This window comes from Nesterenkonia maliinae, from assembly GCF_051262655.1.
GTDB lineage: Bacteria > Actinomycetota > Actinomycetes > Actinomycetales > Micrococcaceae > Nesterenkonia.
In genome coordinates, this window is the sequence record NZ_JBIMEY010000005.1 from 73,656 (window position 1) to 92,945 (window position 19,290).

General features: G+C 69.2%; 18 protein-coding genes, 1 tRNA gene and 1 riboswitch. Of the genes, 10 read left to right on the forward strand and 9 right to left on the reverse strand.

The genetic code is table 11. The annotated features are described in order from the left end of the window. Nucleotides 1–16 precede the first annotated feature (16 nt). The 4 genes from ACHAA4_RS10390 to ACHAA4_RS10405 all read right to left on the reverse strand — a co-directional run bounded on the left by ACHAA4_RS10390 (nucleotide 17) and on the right by ACHAA4_RS10405 (nucleotide 3,659). Nucleotides 17–637 (reverse strand): TetR/AcrR family transcriptional regulator, encoded by a 621-nt coding sequence (locus tag ACHAA4_RS10390; protein WP_435774102.1) that lies wholly within the window; start codon nucleotides 635–637, stop codon nucleotides 17–19. A 21-nt stretch (nucleotides 638–658) separates the two neighbouring features. Further along, nucleotides 659–1,990 carry an AMP-binding protein gene (locus tag ACHAA4_RS10395; protein ID WP_435774103.1) on the reverse strand — a complete coding sequence of 444 codons (1,332 nt, stop codon included), beginning with the start codon at nucleotides 1,988–1,990 and terminating at the stop codon, nucleotides 659–661. A gap of 4 nt (nucleotides 1,991–1,994) precedes the next feature. Continuing rightward, the gene (gene paaI, locus ACHAA4_RS10400; protein WP_435774104.1) at nucleotides 1,995–2,471 is read right to left on the reverse strand and encodes a hydroxyphenylacetyl-CoA thioesterase PaaI; all 477 of its coding nucleotides are present in this window, start codon (nucleotides 2,469–2,471) and stop codon (nucleotides 1,995–1,997) included. A 117-nt stretch (nucleotides 2,472–2,588) separates the two neighbouring features. Further along, nucleotides 2,589–3,659: an NAD-dependent epimerase/dehydratase family protein gene (locus tag ACHAA4_RS10405; protein ID WP_435774105.1), complete on the reverse strand. Its 1,071-nt coding sequence runs from the start codon at nucleotides 3,657–3,659 to the stop codon at nucleotides 2,589–2,591. Nucleotides 3,660–3,763: 104 nt separating this feature from the next. Between ACHAA4_RS10405 and ACHAA4_RS10410 the strand changes: the two genes are divergently transcribed. Then, on the forward strand, nucleotides 3,764–4,537 hold the full coding sequence (locus tag ACHAA4_RS10410) for an AMIN-like domain-containing (lipo)protein (protein ID WP_435774106.1): 774 nt from the start codon (nucleotides 3,764–3,766) through the stop codon (nucleotides 4,535–4,537). 128 nt (nucleotides 4,538–4,665) lie between these two features. Here the strand turns inward: ACHAA4_RS10410 and ACHAA4_RS10415 are convergent. Continuing rightward, nucleotides 4,666–4,757 (reverse strand) — tRNA-Ser (locus ACHAA4_RS10415). Nucleotides 4,758–4,896: 139 nt separating this feature from the next. Here ACHAA4_RS10415 and ACHAA4_RS10420 point away from each other — a divergent pair. After that, nucleotides 4,897–7,011 carry an FAD/NAD(P)-binding protein gene (locus tag ACHAA4_RS10420; RefSeq protein WP_435774107.1) on the forward strand — a complete coding sequence of 705 codons (2,115 nt, stop codon included), beginning with the start codon at nucleotides 4,897–4,899 and terminating at the stop codon, nucleotides 7,009–7,011. Here the strand turns inward: ACHAA4_RS10420 and ACHAA4_RS10425 are convergent. From ACHAA4_RS10425 to ACHAA4_RS10440, 4 genes are all read right to left on the reverse strand, one after another. Next, nucleotides 6,986–8,473 carry an FAD-binding oxidoreductase gene (locus ACHAA4_RS10425; RefSeq protein ID WP_435774108.1) on the reverse strand — a complete coding sequence of 496 codons (1,488 nt, stop codon included), beginning with the start codon at nucleotides 8,471–8,473 and terminating at the stop codon, nucleotides 6,986–6,988. The two genes, ACHAA4_RS10420 and ACHAA4_RS10425, sit on opposite strands and share 26 nt — an antisense overlap. Before the next feature lie 81 nt (nucleotides 8,474–8,554). After that, a complete protein-coding gene (locus ACHAA4_RS10430) occupies nucleotides 8,555–8,845 on the reverse strand; it encodes a hypothetical protein (RefSeq protein ID WP_435774109.1) in 291 nt (96 codons plus the stop codon). Nucleotides 8,846–8,929: 84 nt separating this feature from the next. Further along, a complete protein-coding gene (locus ACHAA4_RS10435) occupies nucleotides 8,930–9,292 on the reverse strand; it encodes a hypothetical protein (RefSeq protein WP_435774110.1) in 363 nt (120 codons plus the stop codon). A 108-nt stretch (nucleotides 9,293–9,400) separates the two neighbouring features. Continuing rightward, nucleotides 9,401–9,607 carry a hypothetical protein gene (locus ACHAA4_RS10440; protein ID WP_435774111.1) on the reverse strand — a complete coding sequence of 69 codons (207 nt, stop codon included), beginning with the start codon at nucleotides 9,605–9,607 and terminating at the stop codon, nucleotides 9,401–9,403. A gap of 167 nt (nucleotides 9,608–9,774) precedes the next feature. Beyond that, nucleotides 9,775–9,909: riboswitch (SAM riboswitch) on the forward strand. Nucleotides 9,910–10,041: 132 nt separating this feature from the next. On the opposite strand from ACHAA4_RS10440, the gene ACHAA4_RS10445 reads away from it, so the two are divergent. The 8 genes from ACHAA4_RS10445 (at nucleotide 10,042) to ACHAA4_RS10480 (ending at nucleotide 19,277) form a co-directional block, all read left to right on the forward strand. Continuing rightward, on the forward strand, nucleotides 10,042–11,478 hold the full coding sequence (locus ACHAA4_RS10445; protein ID WP_435774112.1) for an O-acetylhomoserine aminocarboxypropyltransferase/cysteine synthase family protein: 1,437 nt from the start codon (nucleotides 10,042–10,044) through the stop codon (nucleotides 11,476–11,478). 15 nt (nucleotides 11,479–11,493) lie between these two features. Further along, nucleotides 11,494–12,624: a homoserine O-acetyltransferase MetX gene (metX, locus tag ACHAA4_RS10450; protein WP_435774113.1), complete on the forward strand. Its 1,131-nt coding sequence runs from the start codon at nucleotides 11,494–11,496 to the stop codon at nucleotides 12,622–12,624. A gap of 142 nt (nucleotides 12,625–12,766) precedes the next feature. Next, nucleotides 12,767–13,906: an acetamidase/formamidase family protein gene (locus tag ACHAA4_RS10455; RefSeq protein ID WP_435774114.1), complete on the forward strand. Its 1,140-nt coding sequence runs from the start codon at nucleotides 12,767–12,769 to the stop codon at nucleotides 13,904–13,906. Next, on the forward strand, nucleotides 13,906–15,327 hold the full coding sequence (locus tag ACHAA4_RS10460) for an amidase family protein (protein ID WP_435774216.1): 1,422 nt from the start codon (nucleotides 13,906–13,908) through the stop codon (nucleotides 15,325–15,327). The genes ACHAA4_RS10455 and ACHAA4_RS10460 overlap by 1 nt, the downstream gene beginning before the upstream one ends. Continuing rightward, complete coding sequence (gene uraD, locus ACHAA4_RS10465) at nucleotides 15,314–15,805, forward strand: 2-oxo-4-hydroxy-4-carboxy-5-ureidoimidazoline decarboxylase (RefSeq protein WP_435774115.1); 492 nt, start codon at nucleotides 15,314–15,316, stop codon at nucleotides 15,803–15,805. Before ACHAA4_RS10460 ends, uraD begins: the two co-directional genes overlap by 14 nt. Before the next feature lie 52 nt (nucleotides 15,806–15,857). Then, a complete protein-coding gene (locus tag ACHAA4_RS10470) occupies nucleotides 15,858–17,114 on the forward strand; it encodes a pyridoxal-phosphate-dependent aminotransferase family protein (RefSeq protein ID WP_435774116.1) in 1,257 nt (418 codons plus the stop codon). After that, on the forward strand, nucleotides 17,111–18,352 hold the full coding sequence (locus tag ACHAA4_RS10475) for an allantoate amidohydrolase (protein WP_435774117.1): 1,242 nt from the start codon (nucleotides 17,111–17,113) through the stop codon (nucleotides 18,350–18,352). Before ACHAA4_RS10470 ends, ACHAA4_RS10475 begins: the two co-directional genes overlap by 4 nt. Before the next feature lie 7 nt (nucleotides 18,353–18,359). Then, nucleotides 18,360–19,277, forward strand: a complete 918-nt coding sequence (locus tag ACHAA4_RS10480; protein WP_435774118.1) for a MurR/RpiR family transcriptional regulator — start codon at nucleotides 18,360–18,362, stop codon at nucleotides 19,275–19,277. Nucleotides 19,278–19,290: the final 13 nt, after the last annotated feature.

Genomic DNA, 19,290 nt, shown 5'->3' on the forward strand with positions numbered 1-19,290 from the left:
CCGAGGACCGTGAAGGTCAGCGGCCCTCGGGCGCGCGGAGTCCACCCAGGATGATCTGTTTCACGGTTTCGGCCAGTGCGGCGTCCGGGGCGCCACCCACAGGCCGGTACCAGTCCACGATCGAGTTGATCGTGCCCATGGCCAGGCGCGAGGCGGTGCGGGCGTCGATGTCTTCACGCAGGTCACCGTCCTGCTGGGCCTGCCGGATGAGTTCGGCGATGCGCAGCGTGATCTCACGTCGCCGCTGCAGCGCCTTGACCTCCATCTCGGAGTTCCCACGCAGCCTCAGCAGCAGCGTCACATAGGGCAATGAAGTGGTCAGCACCTTCACCGATTCGCTCAGGATCATCTCCAGCTCGGCCACCGCGGACGCGTCCAGCGCCTCAGCCTCGGTGACCACACGCTCCAGCTCCGCCAGCGAGCGGTTCAGCGCGATGTCGAGGATCTCTTCCTTGGAGCTCACATGGTGGTAGATCGCCGACTTGGAGATGCCCAGCTCCCGGGAGAGCGCGCCCATCGAGGTCGCCTCGTAGCCATGGCGGTTGAAGGTCTCGACACAGACGGTGATGAGCCCCTCGCGGTCATAGCCGGGGCGGCCCCGGCGGGAGGCGGACGCCGTCGTCGAAGTGGTGGTCATGACTCCACCCTAGTCGCGGGACTATCGCGGCCGCTGATCATAGATCCGGCGCAGCTTGCCCGAGGAGCGCGCCAGGGAGCCGGGCTCCTCCACGCTGATCTTGCAGCTGGAGCCGACCTTGACCTTGATCTGCCGAGCCAGCTCGGCACCTGCCGTCTCGGCAGCTGAAGCGGAGGTCTCCGGGCGACGTTCGATGTGCACGGTCATCTCATCCATCTTTCCCGGCCGGGCCAGGCGCAGCTGGAAGTGCGGGGAGAGCTCCCTGATCTCCAGGGCGATCTCCTCGATCTGGGACGGGAAGAGGTTGACCCCGCGCAGGATGATCATGTCGTCGCTGCGTCCGGTGATCCGGCCCATCCGGCGGTGTCCTGGGCGCTCGGAGCCGGGCAGCAGACGGGTGAGGTCGTGGGTGCGGTAGCGGATGATGGGCAGCGCCTGCTTGGTCAGCGTGGTGAAGACCAGCTCACCGTGCTCACCGGTGCGCAGCACCTCTTCGCTGATCGGATCGATGATCTCGGGCCGGAAGTGGTCCTCCCAGATCGTGGAGCCGTCCTGACGCTCCACCGACTCGCCGGCGACGCCGGGGCCCATCACCTCAGAGAGGCCGTAGATGTCGCAGGCCTTCAGCGCGAAGGTCTGCTCGATCTCGTGGCGCATCTTGTCCGTCCACGGTTCCGCACCGAGTACGGCGATCTCCAGCGAGGTCTCCCGCGGGTCGACCCCGGCCGCGCGGAACGCGTCGGCGAGGGCGAGCAGGTAGGTGGGGGTGCACAGGATCACCCGGGGCTTGAAGTCCTGGATGAGCTGGACCTGCTTCTCGCTCTGGCCACCGGACATCGGGATCACGGTGGCCTTGAGCTTCTCGATCCCGTAGTGGGCGCCGAGGCCGCCGGTGAACAGGCCGTAGCCGTAGGCGTTGTGCACCAGATCGCCCGGGCGGACTCCGGAATAGCGCAGGCAGCGCGCCAGCAGGGTGGCCCAGGTGTCGATGTCCTCATCGGTGTAGCCGACCACGGTCGGGCGCCCGGTGGTGCCGGAGGAGGCGTGCACCCGGCGGATCTGTTCCATCGGCACCGCGAAGGCCTTGAACGGGTAGGCCGCGCGCAGGAACTCCTTGTCGGTGAAGGGGAACTTGGCCAGGTCCTCCAGCGTCTGGAGGTCATCGGGGCCCACGCCGTGGGCATCGTAGAGCTCGCGGTAGGCCGCGACGTTGTCGTAGGCGTGGCGCAGGGTCTGCTGAAGCCGGGTGAGCTGGAGGGCCTCGATCTCGTCGCGGCTCATCAGCTCTTCGGTGTCCGGAAGTCCCGGCTCGGTGGCGGGGATCGCGGTGGCTTCGGTGTTGAGGATGCTCATCGGGTCACTTCTTTCCAGGGGAGGCGATGGTGCGCGAGCGGCCGCGGAAGACCCCGAGGAGGTCATCACCGCGGGTGATCTTCACGTCGTAGACGCCGCTGCGCCCGGTGCTCGCCACTTCGATCGCTTCGGCGAGGACGGTCTCGCCGAGCAGGGCAGGTTTCAGAAAGTTGATGTCGACGCCGGAGGCCACGGTGATGGTGCCCTCGTCGAGGCTCGGGTGGTTGCAGGCCATGGCGAAGCAGGTGTCGGCCAGGGCGAAGATCATTCCCCCATGGGCGATGTCGAAGCCGTTGGTCATGTCTTCGCGGATCACCATGCTGATCCGTGCGTGGCCTGGATCGGCGGTGAGCACGACGATGCCGAGCGCCTCGGAGGCCCGATCGTTCTCCAGCATCCGATGCCGAGGCTGGGCTGCGGTGCTCGAATCTGCGGCGCTCGACTTCAGGCCCTCGGGGGCGAGCTGGGTGGACTCAGTCATCGGGGCTCCTCATCGCATTTCCAGACCGAATGGTCGGTAAGTCAACTGAAGCACCGGAGTGGATGTGATGTCAAGCACAGTCGAGGTGGGTCCACCTGCTGGCTCGGGGCTGAGCGGTTACTCGCGCAGGGCGGCGGTGTACCCCGAGCGGAAATCCGGGTGCAGGAGCTCGCCGAGCAGGCGGTGCAGCAGCGAGCCATCGAGGGCCTTGCCGTGGCCCGCGCGCAGGAGTGCGGACCCGAACAGGTCTGTGCTGGAAGGATCTTCGCCGGAGAGATCAGCGCCGGACAGCCCGGAATCGGTCAGCACCGAGCCCGAGGGCGTGTCGGCGTGGTGGCGGACCGGTGAGTTCAGCGGCACTGAGTCCAGCACCTCGGGAGCGAGCCGCGGATCGCTCCACGGACGAGGGAGTTCCAGCTGGTCGGCCATCCAGTTGTGCACCACCCCCAGGGGCAACGGAAGCTTGTCCACGCCCAGCACCAGGGCCGGTGGGGCCGCGGCGGTCAACAGTTCGACGGCGGCGCGCGCAGCGTCGTCGGAATGGATGCGGTTGGAGATCCGCCAGGCATCCTGGTCGTCCTGACCTGCGGCTTCGCCGACCGAACTGGAGCGCAGCTGCTTGATCAGCCGGTCCCGCCCCGGCCCGTAGATCCCGGCGAGCCGCAGGATCCCGCTGCGGGAGCGGGCCGACGACTCGGTCCCAGCCGCTCGCCATTGCTGCAGCAGCGCCTCGGTGCGGGCCAGGATCTCACCGGTCGGGCTGGCGGGAGTCAACGCGGCGGACTCGTCCACCCGGCCCTGAGCGTCTCCGAGCACCGAGGTGGAGGACACCAGGAGCACCTGCACGGTCTCGGCGAGGCCCGCCTGCGTGATCCGGTCCAAGACCCGTTCAAGTCCGCGCAGGTAGACCTGCTCGTAGCGCTCCGGGTCACGGCTGCCAGCGGCGGGAGAGAAGACCACGGCCGTGGTGTCGGAGGGCAGATTCGGGATGCTGGAGTCCTCGGTGAGGTCCACCGCCGCGCCGTCGAAGGCCGCGGGCAGGCGCTCCGGGCTGCGCCGCCACCCCGTGACGTTCCAGCCCTGGTCCAGGAGCCGGTTCCCGATCCGCGTGCCCACGTCTCCACAGCCCACCAGCACGGCGCGGGGGGTGGGGGAGTCGGCAGGCAGCGCAGCAGCGGAGGAAGTCATGGTCCGAGCCTAGCGATTTCCCACAGGCTACGGTGGTCAGTGCAGGTCAGAAGTCGAGACGTCAGCCAACAGCCTCCGCGACCCCCTGAGATGAGCGCCGAAGCATGAGTCCCCGAGATGCCCTCCTGTCCACCGCCGCGATCGCCGCAGCGCTCGCGCTGACCAGCTGCGGGTCCGCCGAGGATGAGATGCCCCATGACGAGCCGGCTGAGCAGAGCGCGGAGCCGGCTGAGGAATCGGCCGAGCCCACTGAGTCGGCTGACTCGGACGAGTCTGCTGAACCGAGTGATCCTGCTGAAGCGAGTGATCCTGCTGAACCGAGTGCTGACGAGGACGCCGGCGAGGATGAGGAGCCGGCGGCGGACGAAGATGCCGCGGAGGCGGAGGGTGATGAGTCTGAGCCGGTCGACCTCAACGGGTTCAGCACCGCGCTCCAGTCCAGCGAGGACTTCGAGGACTTTCAGCTCGACGTCGGCCACGACACGATCCAGGTGCTCAGCGCGCTCCGGCTCGGCTCCCATGAGGGCTATGAGCGGATCGTGCTGGAATACGCACTGGACACGGACATCGCGCACCAGGTCCAGTACATCGAGCCGGGCAGTCAGGCGGAGGGCTTCACCGAGGTGCAGGACGACCTGGCCGAGGCGATGCTGCTGATCGACGTCCTGGGCACGACCGGCGGACCCGACGCCGAGGCCGCCGCGTGGACCGAGTCCTGGACCCCGGAGACCGAGGCGGCGATGGTCCGCGAGATCCAGCCCGGCGAGCTTCTCGGCGGCGAGAGCCAGGTGCTGATCAGTCTGGATGAGGAGCGAGACTTCCGGGTCCAACAGCTCGATGATCCCGTGCGGATCGTGCTGGACATCGCGCAGGACTAGGCTCTGATCCTCGGGCCCGCCGCTGGAGCCCACAGAGCGGGCCCGCCGATCGATGCCGCTCCGGGGGACTCGTCAGACACAGAAGAACCCCCGTCAGGACTGCTCCCGACGGGGGTTCTTCTCCACGTTGGCGGAGGCGGGGAGATTTGAACTCCCGGTCCGCTTTGAGGCGGACACTTCATTAGCAGTGAAGCCCATTCGGCCGCTCTGGCACGCCTCCTGTGCCCACGAGATCGGTGAACCGTTCTCGTGCGCCCGTCTAGACTAGCGGTTCGTCCAGGAAACTGACAAAGCGCGCGCTGGCAGTAGCCTGGTCGGAACCAGCGAGCCGCAGATTCCACCAGGAGAACACCCCGCCCATGCCCCGCGAGACCGAGGAACGCAGCGTCGCGCTGATCGGTGCCGGACCCCGCGGCACGTCTTTTCTGGAGCGGCTTCTCGCCGTCGTGGAGCACGGCGCGGTCAATGACGCCGCGGTGGAGCAAGGCGCCCCGACCCCTCGGCTGCGCATCTTGGTGATCGACCCGGCGCCGCACGGTCCCGGTCGGGTCTGGAACCCGCAGCAGTCTCCGCTCTACCTGATGAACACCCCGGCCAGCTTCCCCACCGCGGCGCCCGCCGGCGCCACCCAGGCCGCGCTGCCGGCGTCGTCGGCCTCGCGCTCCTTCGCGCAGTGGCGACACGAGCATGAGGCCGAGGAGACGGTCACCTCGGTGCGCGCCGACGGCTTCGAGCCGCCGGTGCCGAAGGGGATCGACCACGGCGGAACCGACACCGACTACCCGACCCGCGCCGCCTACGGGCAATACCTGAGCTGGCTGCACACCGAGGTCTGCGCGGCGCTCGCAGATCAGCCAGGCATCACCGTGGAGCACCTGCGCGCGGAGGTCACTGAGCTGCGTCGCGCAGACTCCGGGTACGAGCTCACGGTGGAGGACGCTGGAGACCTGAACGACGCCGAAGACCATGGCAGCACCCACAACCAGGACGACGCCGCCGCCAGCCCGACCTCAGGTCAACGGCTGCGCGCCGATCAGGTCGTGCTCGCGCTCGGTCACATCCCGGCCGGACTGAACGAATCCGGCGAACACTTCACCGAGGTCGCCGACCAGCTCGGGCTGCACTACCAGCCGCCGGCGATTCCCACCGAGGTCGACTACTACTCGTTGCCCGCGGGGGAGAACGTCCTGGTCCGCGGCATGGGGCTGAACTTCTTCGACCTGATGATCCAGGCCAGCGTCGGCCGTGGGGGAGTGTTCCACGAACACGCCGACCGCCCCGCCGGGCAGCGTCTGGAATACCTCGCCACCGGCGACGAGCCGCATCTGGTGGCCGGGTCTCGCCGCGGCACCCCCTACCGCGCCAAGTCCACCGCACTCACCGAGGCGCCCGGCTTCGCCCCGGTGGGCATCAGCCTGCATCACTTCAGCCCCGAGGCGATCGCGGAGGCCGAGCGGCGCCACGATGTGCTCGACTTCTCCGCCCACCTCTGGCCACTGATGCAGCGCGACGTGCTGCGCACCTACTACCGAACCTTGGTGGAGCTCGCCCCGGAGCTCTTCCGCACCGGTTTCGACGCGGCCCTGGAGGAGCTCCTCGCGGACACCCACCTGGGTGAGGCGGTGCTGCAGACCCGCGGTCAGCGTCTGCTGCGCGAGTTCGCCCCGGATGTGCTCTGGTTCGACATCCGCTCCCTCGGGCGACCCTTCGGCGGGCTGACCTTCGAGTCCGCCGAGCAGTACCAGCAGCACATGAGCGCCTACCTCGAGGACGACGCCGCCACCTCCGCCGCGGGGGTGCGCAGCCCGGTGAAGATGGCGATCGGCGCACTGCACCTTGCCCGGATGGAGGTCAAGGCGCTGATCAGCCAGGGCCGGGTCTCCCAGTCCAGCCAGATCAGCGAGATCGAGGGCTGGTTCGAATCTCTGGTGGAGGGTCTGGCCAGCGGTCCGCCGCTGCAGCGGATCGAGGAGCTCGCCGCGCTGACCCGCGCCGGTGTCGTGGAGTTCCTCGGACCCGAGCCGATCTTCGACGTGGACCGTGAGACCGGCTTCTACACGGCCGAGTCCCCGGCGGTGGCCGCCCCGGCCTACCAGGCGCGCTGGCTGCTGGAGGCCATGATGCCGGCCAACCGGGTGCAGCTCTCCCGTTCACCCCTGGTGGCCGGACTGCTGCGCAGCGGCCTGGCCCGGCCACGCGAACTCGTGGACGCCTCCGGGGCGCCGCGAGCAGGCAAGGGCTTCGACGTGACCACTCTCCCGCACCGGCTGATCCCGATGGACCGCGCCGAACCGGAGGAGATCTACGTGCTGGGTCTGCAGCTGAGCTCGGTCCAGTGGGGCACCGCGATCGCGGCCGAGGCCGGTGGCACCGTTGATTCCTCCGCCCGGTCCCTGGCAGATGCCGACGCGGCGGCCCGCGCGGTCCTTCTCGGTCCGGCCCGTGCGGCTACAGGATCGCCCGCCCAGGATTGAGCCGGTACTCCGGATCGAACACGTCCTTGATCCGGCGCTGCAGCGCGATGACCTCCGCAGACTGTTCCCAGTCCAGCCAGCGCAGCTTGTAGGTGCCGATCCCGTGCTCTCCGGTGATGGTCCCGCCCATCTCAAGCGCGAGCCGGACCGAGCCGTCCAGCGCCGCATGCAGCCGCGACATCGCCGAGGCCGCAGCGCCGTCCGCACTGGCATCAACTGTCACCGAGGTGCCCTCGGGCTGTGCGGGAGAAGCGGCGTCGTCGTCGGCCTGCGGCTCGGGACTGGTCTCTGGACTCAACTCGGAGCTGGGGACGCTGAAGGTGGGGTGCAGGTTGCCGTCTCCGGCGTGCGCGACCACCTTGAGCTGGACCTGATGCTCCTCGGCGAGGTCCTCGATCGCGCGGATGTAGTCCACCAGCCGTGAGCGCGGGACCGCGACGTCCTCGCCCACGCGCACCTCGGTGGCGATGCCGTCGCCGCGGGCGTGCCGGCGCAGCTCGATCAGCCGCTCGGACTCGGTGGAGCCGGGGTCGCTCACCGTGGCGCCGAGTCCGCGCAGCACCTCGCGGATGATCTCCGCCTCGATGGCGGCGCCGTGCCCGTCGGTCTGGATCAGCAGCAGCGTGTTGCCGCGTCGGGCAAGGTCGGAGCCCTGGGCCTGGTCCAGGGCGAGCATCGTGTTACGGTCCAGCAGCTCGGTGATCGACGGCTGTACCCGGGCCTTGCCGATCTCCAGCACGCCCTGCGCGGCCGTGGTCAGCTCGTCGAAGAACGCGGCGATGGTCTCGATGTGCTCGCTCAGATGGCGCAGCCGTACGGTGACTCCGACGACGATGCCCAGCGTCCCTTCGGACCCGACGAACAGGCTGGTCAGGTCGTAGCCGGCGACGCCTTTGAAGGTGGCCTGGCCGGTGTGGATCAGGGTTCCGTCGGCGAGCACCACGTCCAGGGCCAGCACCGAGTCGCGGGTCACCCCGTATTTGGCGCAGCGCAGCCCGCCGGCGTTGGTGGCGACGTTTCCGCCGATGGTGGAGATGCGGTAGCTCGCTGGGTCCGGCGCGTACATCAGCCCGTGCTCTGCGGCGGCCGAGTTCAGATCAGCGTTGATCACGCCCGGTTCGACCACGGCGACCTCGTCCTCAGGTCGCATCGCGAGAATCTGGTTCATCCGGGTCAGGTTCAGCACCACGGAGCCCTCGGTGGAGTTGGCCCCACCCGAGACCGACGTTCCCGCGCCCCGGGTGATCAGCGCGAAGCCGTGTTCGGCGGAGAGCCGCACGAGCTTCTGCACGTCCTCGGTCGATTCGGCGAAGACGACGGCGCGCGGCGGGTGTACCTGCCAATGCTCCAGCGGTCCCTTGTCCACCGCGTGGGCGTCGAGCTCGCCCGGGTCGGTGGTCAGGGCATGCGGCGCGAAGGCGCTGCGCAGGGCTGTCAGGACATCGTTGTCGGAGGCGCTCATGGGAGATGAGTCTAGGTCAGGGCGCGCCCCCGCCCCGGGGTGAAAAGTCGTAGCGTTGTGGCGGGTCGTAGAGCTAGAGCGCTACGACGAAGCAGCTACTCTACGATTTTTTGAATCCGGGGTGCGGCCCGTGGCGTGGGTCCGGACCAGCAGGATGGTCAGGATCGAGCCGATGAACGGGGCGAGAACCAGCAGAAAGGCGAATGCGATCTTCGGTGCGAAGTCCAGGCTTCTGTTCCGGACGAGCTCCACAGCGGCCCAGATGACGAGGCTGGCGTAGAGGACCGGTATGGCCCACCACGCGATGTCGATCCAGGAGGAGGTGATCGTGGGGTTCAGTCCGAGGAACGCAGAAAGCGTCGTGTGAAGCATGAAATAGGTGTCCAAGAGATGGGGGTCCACGTTCGCGAAACCACGCTACATCCTCTGGCGCTGAAGGATAAGAGGTCGTCGGTCTCAGGGGCGGGGGGTGGAGGGCGTGACCAGCCATCGCTCGGCATCGTCGTCGCACTCCTCGGGGACGTCGTAGATATCCGGGCCCGGTCCGCCTCCGCCTACCGTGATGTCATCGCCGGCGGAATATTCAACGCCCCGCCACGTGAACTCCGCCCCGTCGGGAGCCTCTTCGAGCTCATGGGCGGGGAAGAGCGCGAGGGTGAGGGCATGCTCGGGAGCAGGCCCCTGGATGTAGTAGCACCCGCGGATCTCTGCGATGCGTCCCTGCAGGCCCATATCGGGCCCGGAAGCGTCCTCGACGACGTAGTTGGGGACGCCCGCCGGGGCGTTCGGGTCCTGGAGGCCGGTGGTGCAACCAATCATGGTTGCTCCGAGGACGGCCCAGGCCGCGGTCGCGCCAGCGAGTCTCCGTGAACCTGCCATGGTCTTACCGTGGCAGAGATCCGTGGGCTTCGGAAGGTCTTTGGCGGATCAGCCCTCAGTGTGGACCTGCCACTGCTGGACGTCCTCATCGCATTGATCGGGGACCCGATAGGTCATCGATCGGGCGGGGCTTCCTCCGAGCCAGATGTCGTCGCCCTCGGCGCAGTCCTCCCCGTTGAGGACGTATCCCTCTCCTGCGGAGGACTCCCCGAGAATGTCGGCCGGGAAGACCGCGACCCCCGGCTCGCCCCCCACGCTCGCAGAAATCGTAGCGCTGTGGGAGATCGTAGGGATAGAGCGCTACGACAAAGCAACAGCTCTACGATTTTTTGCCAGCAGGGAGGGGGGAACATGACGAACTGCGAATCCCACCTGGAGTCAGCACTTGCACGCAAGCATTCCGCCGTGCAGACTTATGCCTAGGTCAAGAGTGCCAGCGCAAAACCCCGGTTTGCTGGCCGGCAACCCTCCAGTTCGCGGTGGGGTGCCCCGGGTGACGACCTGGCTGCGGCAGTCTTCGTAGAAGCTTCATCGACTGACCGTGGCAAGCGCGGGCCACACACCAGTGCGGGCCCTTTCACCCCAGTCCTCAGGACAGGGCCGTACAGGATTCAGCGCCGGCAGCTCTATCACCGGCAGCGACGTTCATATCCGGTCCAGGTCCTGGGCCGCATTGAACGGAGAATCTTTTGAGTAACGAGAACAACTGGCAGTTCGAGACCCAGCAGATCCACGCCGGAGTCGCTCCCGACCCGGTCACCGGAGCACGGGCGCTGCCGATCCAGCAGACCACCTCCTTCGTCTTCCCCGACACCGCCGCCGCCGCGCGTCGCTTCGGCCTCGAAGAGATCGCCCCCGTCTACTCCCGCATCGGCAACCCCACGGTCCAGGCCGTGGAGGACAAGATCGCCGCCCTCGAGGGTGGAGTCGGGGCGCTCGCCGTCGGCTCCGGACAGGCCGCAACCTCGCTGGCGCTGCTGAACATCGCCCACGCCGGCAGCCACATCGTCGCCTCGCCCACGCTCTACGGCGGCACGCAGAACCTCTTCAAGCACACTCTGCCGAAGTTCGGCATCGAGGTCTCCTTCGTGGAGGACCCCGATGACCTGGAGTCTTGGCGCGCCGCCACCCGGGAGAACACGGTGGCCTTCTTCGGCGAAGCGGTGGCGAACCCGCGCGGCGACGTGCTCGACATCGAAGGCGTCGCCTCGGTGGCGCACGAGTTCGGGGCGCCGCTGATCATCGACTCCACGCTGACCACGCCCTACCTGATCCGTCCCTTCGACTTCGGCGCCGACGTCGTCGTGCACTCGGCGACGAAGTTCCTCGGCGGACACGGCACCGCCATCGCCGGGGTGATCGTGGACTCCGGGCGCTTCGACTACTTCGCGCACCCGGAGCGCTTCCCCGGCTTCTCCACCCCCGATGAGAGCTACCACGGGCTGGTCTTCGGCCGGGATCTCGGGCCGGAGGGGATCTTCGGCGTCAACCTCTCCTTCATCCTCAAGGCCCGGGTCCAGCTGCTGCGCGACTTCGGCCCGGCGCTGTCCCCGCACAACGCCTTCGAGATCAACCTGGGCCTGGAGACGCTCTCGCTGCGGATCGAGCGCCACGTCGAGAACGCCCAGAAGGTCGCCGAATACCTCGAGGCCCACCAGGACGTGCGGCGGGTCTACTACTCCGGTCTGCCTTCGAGCCCCTGCTTCGAGCGCGCCCAGAAGTACCTGCCCCGGGGGTCCGGGGCGGTGCTGGCCTTCGAGCTCGCCGGCGGAGCAGCCGACGACGTCGAGGCGCAGGCCCGCGCGGGCCAGGCGTTCGTGGACGCCCTGGAGCTGCACTCGCTGGTGGCCAACGTGGGCGACGTCCGCTCGCTGGTGATCCACCCCGCCTCGACCACGCACAGCCAGCTCAGCCCCGCCGAGCAGCGGGCCGCCGGGGTCAAGCCCGGACTGGTCCGGCTCTCGGTGGGCCTGGAACACATCGACGACATCATCGCCGACCTGGCCCAGGGCTTCGAGAAGGCCGCCCAGGCTGCTGCCGACGCGGCGTCCGAGACAGCCGCAGACGCAGCCTCCGAGGCCGGTGCTGAGAATGTGACGAAGCAAGAAACCGCCGCGGCGGTCTGAGGTTAGGGTGATCAGGTGCTGAATGACTTTGGGAACAGGCCCGCCGGCGCGCTGAAGACCGCTGAGGTCGGCGCGTACACGTTTGAGACCGGCGGCCGGCTGCCCGAAGTCACCCTCGCCTACGAGACCTGGGGCACGCTCAACGAGGACGGCAGCAACGCCATCCTCGTCGCGCATGCTCTCACCGGCGACTCCCACGTCGCCGCGACCGCTGCGGACCCTTCCATCGGATGGTGGGAGGGGCTGCTCGGACCCGGTCGCCCGATCGACACCGAGCGCTGGTTCGTCATCGCCCCGGCCATGGTCGGCGGCTGCTACGGCTCCACCGGACCCGCCTCCCTGGATCCCGAGGGGAAGCCCTACGGCTCCCGATTCCCCTTCGTGACGATTCGCGATTCCGTGCACCTCGAAGCCCGGCTGGCTCAGGCCCTGGGCATTCGGAAGTTCCACACGGTGATCGGCGGATCCATGGGAGGTGCCCGGGCGCTGGAATGGGCCGTCAGCTACCCGGACATGGTCGAAGGCGTCGCCGTCTTCGCCTGCGGGGCGGCCTCCACCGCGGAGCAGATCGCCTTCGGCCAGGCCCAGGTGCTGGCCGTGGAGAACGACCCGGACTTCGCCGGCGGTGACTACTACGGCGGCCCCTCGCCGCAGGCCGGTCTCGGGCTGGCCCGACGGATCGCGCACATCACCTACCGCGCCGAGTATGAGCTGGCGGTGCGCTTCGGCCGCTCCGCGCAGGGTTCCGAAGACCCGTTCGGCTTCTCGGAGCGCCGGCGCGGGCGCTACCAGGTGGAGTCCTACCTGGACCACCAGGCGGAGAAGCTGCTTCAGCGCTTCGATCCGAATGCCTACATCGTCCTTGCCGAGGCGCTGATGAGCCACGATGTCGGCCGAGGACGTGGGGGAGTGGACCAGGCCCTCGCCGGAGTCACCGCGGTGCCGTTCTTGGCCGCCGTGACCACGGACCGGCTCTATTTCCCGGCCCAGTCCCAAGAGATCGCCGACGCGGTCCCCGGGGACCACACGGTGCACATGATCGACTCACCCATCGGGCACGACGGCTTCCTCACCAGCGCGGAGCAGCTCGGCGAGGCCATGCGTGAGACCCTGCGGCTGGACAGCCGCGCGCCGCTGCGCCTCTGACACGGGAGCGGCCCTGACACGGGAGCGGTCCTGACACGGGAGCGGTCCTGAAGCAGCGAGACTCTGAAACAGCGGTTTCTGACGCGTCATTCCGCTGTAACACCTGATCGGGCAGACTTGATCGGGACGAGGAGAGTGATCCATGAGCCTGCCCACCCGCCAGCAGTCCCGCGCCCGTCCCGGCGTGGAGGCCAGCCCCGAGCCCATCCTGCAGCCGGGCGAGCATCTGCCCGAGGGTGCCCGCTACCTTCCCGCCGCTGCGCAGAACATCTTCTGGGGTCGGCTGCCCTGCGCCACCGATGTCCCGGTGCTGCACATCCAGCCCGGTGAGCAGGTCGTCATCGACACGCTCTCCCACGAAGGCATCCTGGAGGACCAGGGCCGCGACCCGGCCGGCTATTTCGGCGGCCACGGGGTCCCCGCTGAGCAGGTGCTCACCGACGCGATCGAACTGGCGGCCAGCGATCACGCCCGGGATCCCCGCGTCGATGGGCCGCATGTGAACACCGGCCCGATCCATGTGGCGGGGGCCCAGCCCGGAGACCTGTTGAAGGTCACCATCGACAAGCTCCAGCGCCGCGTGCCCTATGGCATCATCTCCAACCGACACGGCAAGGGGGCGCTGAACGGCGAGTACCCGCGCGGCGAAGCCAATGTGTCGATCTTCGCCGCCGTGGAGCCCGACGACGAGGGCGTCCCCCGCGGCTGGATGGCCCCGAAGGCCGGCGCTCCGCGGCAGATCAGCTTCGACCTCGCTCCCTTCTTCGGGACCATCGGAGTGGCCGTGGCCGGCGACGTCCGGCCGCACTCGGTGCCCCCCGGCGCCCACGGCGGGAACATCGACATCAAGGTCCTCACCGAAGGGACCTCGCTCTACCTCCCGGTCCAGGTGCCCGGAGCGCTGGCCTTCGTCGGAGATCCGCACTTCGCCCAGGGCGACGGCGAGGTCGCCCTCACCGCCATGGAAGCCTCGCTGCGCGGGCACCTCAGCTTCGACGTCGTTCCGCGGGAGGAGGCGCTGCGTGCCTTCGGCGAGCAGGTCGGCCCGCTCGCGGAGACCACCGATCACCTGATCCCCACAGGCATGGATGAGGACCTCGACATCGCGGTGCGCAACTGCGTGCGCAACGCCATCGTGCTGCTCCAGGCCCGCTGGGGACTCGACGCGGAACACGCCTACGCCTACCTCTCCGCCGCCACCGACTTCAACATCTCCCAGGTGGTCGACATCGTCAAAGGCGTCCACGCGAAGGTCTCCGTCAAAGACTTCGCGGGGCTGTGATGAAGCCGGGGGAGAGGCCATCGGCCACGACGGCTCCGGGAGAGGCGACGGCGCCACCCGCCGAGGCGACCGCAGACCAGGTCGATTCGACCGTGTGGCGGGCCCGGGGTGAGGGCGGCACTCCGCTGGTGCCCCCGACCGGAACCGGACCGCTGGATGGACACACCCTCGCGGTGAAGGATCTCTATGCCGTGGCCGGGCAGCGGATCGGGGCGGGCAACCCCGCCTGGCTTGCCGAGGCTGAGCCTCAGACCACCACCGCGACCGCGGTGACCCGGTTGCTCGACGCCGGCGCGTCGATCACCGGGCTGGCGCAGACCGATGAGTTTGCGCTCTCCCTGGCCGGCACCAATCAGCACTACGGCACGCCGCCCAATCCGGCCGCACCCGCGCGGATCAGCGGCGGATCGAGCTCCGGCTCCGCCGCCGCTGTGGCCCTGGGACAGGCGAGCATCGGACTGGGCACCGACACCGGAGGTTCCATCCGGGTGCCCGCCTCCTATCAGGGCCTCTGGGGTCTGCGCAGCACCCACGGCGCCATCTCCCGCGACGGGCTGCTTCCGCTGGCGCAGAGCTTCGACACCGTCGGCTGGATGACCCGCGACGCGGACACCCTCGCCGCCGTCGCGCAGGTGCTGCTCGCCCAGACCGGCGACCAGACCAGCCTTCAGGCCGGCGAGCGGACCGGCGACGAGGCTGGGGCCCAGCCGGAGGAGCCGGCCCTGGCTCCTGAGCCCGGGCTGAAGCTCATCCCGAGCCTGTTCGAGAAGGTGGAGCCCGAGGTGACCGACGCGGTGCGCGCCGCGATCGCGGCCCAGGTGAGCCCCGCCGTCGAACACTCTCGCGAGAGCCCGGCAATGCAGCTTCACGAGCTCGACGGTGTCTCATCCGGAATGCACGACGCCTGGTTCGAGGCGTTCCGGCTCATCCAGTTCCGGGAGGCCTGGGCGAACCACGGCGACTGGATCGCCCACCACTGGGAGGCGATGGCGGCCGACGTCGGCGCCAGGTTCCGCATGGCCAGCGAGGTCACCTCCGAGCAGGAGATGCAGGCCAGGGCGCTGGCGGCGGGAGCCCGCCGGATCATCCGCGGATGGGTGGGGGACGGGATCCTCGCGGTGCCCTCCGCAGCCGGGCCCGCCCCGCTGCGCGAGGCCGCAGCCCTCGGCGGCTCCGTCATCGAGGAACATCGCCGCGGCACCATGCTGCTGACCTGCCTGGCCGGCCTGGCCGGGCTTCCCGCGGTCAATGTCCCGCTGCGCACCCGCGAGGGGCTGCCCACGGGCGTCTGCCTGATCGGCCCGGCCGTCAGCGACATCGCCCTGATCCATCACGCCGCGGCCTTCCACGGTCGCATCCCTGCACCGGCATCCGCGAGAACCCGGGGCATCGACGACGAGGAGACCCATGAAGCTGACTGAGTTCAACGACGCGCCACCTGAGGAGCTCACCGAGCTGCTCGCCTCCTGCGCCCCGATCCCCTCCTGGCGGGCCGCGCTGCTCGCCCGGCGCCCCTATGCCAGCGTCGAGGAGCTCACCGAGGTCGCGGCAGAGATCGCCCAGGACTGGACCGACCTGGAGGTCGACGCCGCCCTGGAGCATCACCCCCGCATCGGCGAGAAGGTCCAGGGCGCGACGCGGGAGGCACAGGCCTCACGACGGGAACAGGGCAGCCTCAGCGAGGACGAGGCCGCGCAGCAGGAATGGATCAGCGCGAACCAGGCCTACGAGGACCGCTTCGACCGGATCTTCCTGATCCGCGCCGCCGGACGCACCCCGGCACAGATGATGACCCAGCTGACGCTGCGACTGCAGAACACCCCGGAGGAGGAGGCCGGCATCCGCCGCGAGCAGCTGGCTCAGATCGCCGTGCTGCGCCTGGAACACAGCGTGTCCTGAGGATACGTCCCTGTTTCATGAATGAAACAATAGTTTCAGTACCATGGTGTCTATGAGCTCCAGCCAGATCAATCCGCCCCCACGGCTGCTGATGGGCCCCGGCCCGATCAACGCCGACCCGCGCGTGCTGCGCGCCATGTCCGCCCAGCTCGTGGGCCAATACGATCCAGCCATGACCGGGTACATGAACGAGGTCATGGAGCTCTACCGCGGGGTCTTCAAGACCACGAACGAGGCCACCGTGCTGGTGGACGGCACCTCCCGGGCCGGCATCGAAGCCGCGCTGATCTCCCTGATCGAACCCGGCGCCAAGGTGCTGGTCCCGATCTTCGGCCGCTTCGGACACCTGCTCAAGGAGATCGCGGTGCGCGCCGGAGCCGACGTCGCCGTCCGCGAGAAGGCCTGGGGCCAGGTGTTCACGCCCGAGGAGATCGAGCGTGCCATCATCGAGGAGCAGCCCACCCTGCTCGCGCTGGTCCAGGGCGACACCTCCACCACGATGAACCAGCCGCTTGCAGACATCGGCGCGATCTGCCGGGCCCACGGCGTGCTGTTCTACACCGACGTCACCGCCTCCGTGGCCGGCAATGAATTCCGCGCCGATGACTGGGGGATCGACGCCGTCACCGCCGGCCTGCAGAAATGCCTCGGCGGGCCCTCCGGCTCCGCGCCGATCAGCCTCTCCGACCGTGCGGTGGAGGTCATCCGCTCCCGCCGCCACGTGGAGGAGGGCATCGCCGACGGCACGCAGGGCCGCGGCCGCCGGATCGCCTCGAACTACTTCGACCTGGCGATGATCCTCGACTACTGGGGACCGCAGCGGCTGAACCACCACACCGAGGCCACCTCGATGCTCTACGGCGCCCGCGAATGCGCTCGAGTGCTGCTCGAAGAGGGCATCGACACCTCCATCGCCCGGCACCAGCTCCACGGCGCGGCGATGCTCGCCGGAGTCCAGGGCCTGGGCCTGGAGGTCTTCGGCGACGTCGCGCACAAGATGAACAACGTGGTCGCCGTCCAGATCCCGGCGGGGATCGACGGTGACGCCGCCCGGCACGCGATGCTCCATGACTTCGGGATCGAGATCGGCACCAGCTTCGGCCCGCTGCATGGGAAGGTCTGGCGCATCGGCACCATGGGGTACAACGCTCGCAAGGACGCGGTGCTGCTCACCCTGGCCGCGCTGGAACAGGTGCTGCGCGCCGGCGGTGCAGGCGTGACGCCCGGAGGGGGAGTCGGCGCCGCCACCGAGATCTATCAGCAGGCCGATGCCCACCAGGATGCCGCTGCCGGTGAGGCCGCCCGATGAACCTCGCGTCCGAAGCCGCCCGCATCATGGCCCGGTGTGATGAGCTCGCGCAGATCAGCGCGATGCCTGACGGGATCCTGCGCGCCTACCTCACCGAGGAGCACCGCCGGCACAACGCGCTCGCCGCGCAGTGGATGGCCGGGGCCGGACTCCACGTCTGGCAGGACGCTGCGGGCAACCAGTGCGGCCGCCTGGAGGGCGCCCGTCCGGGGCTGCCCGCTCTGATCATCGCCTCCCACCTCGATACCGTGCCCGACGCCGGCCGCTACGACGGGATCCTCGGCGTGCTGCTGGGGATCGAGACCGCGCGACGACTGGCCCCGCACGCCACGGAGCTGCCCTTCGCCGTGGAGATCGTCGCCTTCGCCGACGAGGAGGGCGCGCGCTTCGGCGCCACCCTGCTGGGCTCCCGCGCCATGGCCGGCACCTGGGACGCGGACTGGTGGGCGGCCGCCGACGCCGAAGGCATCACCATGGCCCAGGCGTTCTGGGACTTCGGCCTGGATCCCGAGAAGATCGACGACGCCGCTAGGTCGCCCGAGGATCTGGTCGGCTATCTCGAGGCTCACATCGAACAGGGCCCCTACCTCGAGGCCGAAGGTCGGCCGCTGGGACTGGTCAGCTCCATCGCCGGAGCCCGCCGCTTCAAGCTCAACATCCTCGGTGAGGCCCGGCACGCCGGCGGCACCCCCTATGAGCGTCGCCGCGACGCCCTGATCGGGGCTGCCCAGGCGGTGCTCGACGTCGAGCGGATCGGCCGCGACCGCGGGGTCATCGCCACGGTCGGTCAGCTCGAGGCCCGCCCCGGCGCGGTCAACGTGGTCCCCGGCGAGGTGGAGCTCTCCCTGGACCTGCGCGCCGAATCCGACACGCTGCGCGACTCTGCCTGGGACGAGATCCACGCCGCGCTGAGCGGCTTCTGCGCCCAGCGGCGCCTTGAGCTGGTCATCGAGGAGATCCACTCGGCCCCCACGGTGAGCTGCTCACCGAGGCTGCGCCAGGCATTCGCCGCCGGGATCGCCGAGACCGGGGACCACGACCCCATCACGCTCTACTCCCGGGCCGGGCACGACGCCATGGCCATGGCTGCCGTCACCGAGATCGGAATGCTCTTCACCCGCTGCGAGGACGGGATCAGCCATCATCCGGAGGAGAATGTGCTCGAGGCAGACGTGGCGCTCGCCCTGCAGGCCCTGGAGCGCGCCGTCTGGACAGTGGCCGCCGAGCAGCGAGAGTGAGCAGCAGATGACGAAGACGCCGGACACCGTGCCCCGATCCGACGCCGAGTCCGGCTCGGACGTCGAATCCCGGCTCGACACCGAGACCCGGATCGACGCCCGGATCGATGCGCGCTACGGGAGCCTCCCGCCGCAGGAGCGCCGGGTGGCCGACTTCCTGCTGGAACACCTCGGGGACCTCGCGATCTTCTCCGCCGCCGACATCAGCCGGGAGACCGGGGTCTCGAAGGCCACCGTGTCCCGGCTCTTCCGAAAGCTGGACTTCGAGGACTTCCGCGAGGTCAAGGACCATGCCCGAGCGCTGCGCAGCCGCGGGGTGCCCACCGCGGCCCCGGTGAGCTCGGCGGACAACGACGCCTCCACCGGAGTCCAGCGCCACGAGGCCCGCGACCATGAGAACCTCGCCCGACTCGGGGCCGGGCTGGCCGAAGGCCGGCTGCAGCAGGCGGTGGAGATGCTCGCCGCCGCAGAGCGGGTGACCGTGCTGGGCCTGCGCAACAGCTACCCGGTCGCGCTGCACCTGCACCAGCAGCTCATCCAGACCCGCTCCAAGGTGCGCCTGGCGCCCCAGCCCGGACAGACCCTGGGCGAGGAGCTCGCCGGCATCGGAGCCGGAGATCTTGTGGTGGCGGTGGGCTTCCGGCGTCGTCCGGTGGTCTTCGGCAAGGCAGTGCGGGCGGTCGCCGCGTCGTCGGCCCAGCTGCTCTGCCTCGGCGACAGCACCTCACGGCACTACGCGATGGAGGCCGACTGCTGGATCGAGTGCCCCATCGACTCCGAGGGCGCCTTCGACAGCTACGCCGCCGCGATGTCCCTGGTCAGCCTGCTGGCCAACGGGGTGCTCAACCGCCAGCTCGGCGCCGGACGCAAACGCATCTCTGCCATCGCGAAAGCCTACGACGAGCTCGACGAGCTCGAGCACTGAACCCCGAGACCGA

What these genes read in the sequence shown, in the direction of transcription:
- ACHAA4_RS10390 (WP_435774102.1), bottom strand. Translation starts at nt 637, where the DNA reads ATGACCACCACTTCGACGACGGCGTCCGCCTCCCGCCGGGGCCGCCCC.
- ACHAA4_RS10395 (WP_435774103.1), bottom strand. Translation starts at nt 1,990, where the DNA reads ATGAGCATCCTCAACACCGAAGCCACCGCGATCCCCGCCACCGAGCCG.
- paaI (WP_435774104.1), bottom strand. Translation starts at nt 2,471, where the DNA reads ATGACTGAGTCCACCCAGCTCGCCCCCGAGGGCCTGAAGTCGAGCGCC.
- ACHAA4_RS10405 (WP_435774105.1), bottom strand. Translation starts at nt 3,659, where the DNA reads ATGACTTCCTCCGCTGCTGCGCTGCCTGCCGACTCCCCCACCCCCCGC.
- ACHAA4_RS10410 (WP_435774106.1), top strand. Translation starts at nt 3,764, where the DNA reads ATGAGTCCCCGAGATGCCCTCCTGTCCACCGCCGCGATCGCCGCAGCG.
- ACHAA4_RS10420 (WP_435774107.1), top strand. Translation starts at nt 4,897, where the DNA reads ATGCCCCGCGAGACCGAGGAACGCAGCGTCGCGCTGATCGGTGCCGGA.
- ACHAA4_RS10425 (WP_435774108.1), bottom strand. Translation starts at nt 8,473, where the DNA reads ATGAGCGCCTCCGACAACGATGTCCTGACAGCCCTGCGCAGCGCCTTC.
- ACHAA4_RS10430 (WP_435774109.1), bottom strand. Translation starts at nt 8,845, where the DNA reads ATGCTTCACACGACGCTTTCTGCGTTCCTCGGACTGAACCCCACGATC.
- ACHAA4_RS10435 (WP_435774110.1), bottom strand. Translation starts at nt 9,292, where the DNA reads ATGATTGGTTGCACCACCGGCCTCCAGGACCCGAACGCCCCGGCGGGC.
- ACHAA4_RS10455 (WP_435774114.1), top strand. Translation starts at nt 12,767, where the DNA reads ATGAGCCTGCCCACCCGCCAGCAGTCCCGCGCCCGTCCCGGCGTGGAG.
- ACHAA4_RS10460 (WP_435774216.1), top strand. Translation starts at nt 13,906, where the DNA reads ATGAAGCCGGGGGAGAGGCCATCGGCCACGACGGCTCCGGGAGAGGCG.
- uraD (WP_435774115.1), top strand. Translation starts at nt 15,314, where the DNA reads ATGAAGCTGACTGAGTTCAACGACGCGCCACCTGAGGAGCTCACCGAG.
- ACHAA4_RS10470 (WP_435774116.1), top strand. Translation starts at nt 15,858, where the DNA reads ATGAGCTCCAGCCAGATCAATCCGCCCCCACGGCTGCTGATGGGCCCC.
- ACHAA4_RS10475 (WP_435774117.1), top strand. Translation starts at nt 17,111, where the DNA reads ATGAACCTCGCGTCCGAAGCCGCCCGCATCATGGCCCGGTGTGATGAG.
- ACHAA4_RS10480 (WP_435774118.1), top strand. Translation starts at nt 18,360, where the DNA reads ATGACGAAGACGCCGGACACCGTGCCCCGATCCGACGCCGAGTCCGGC.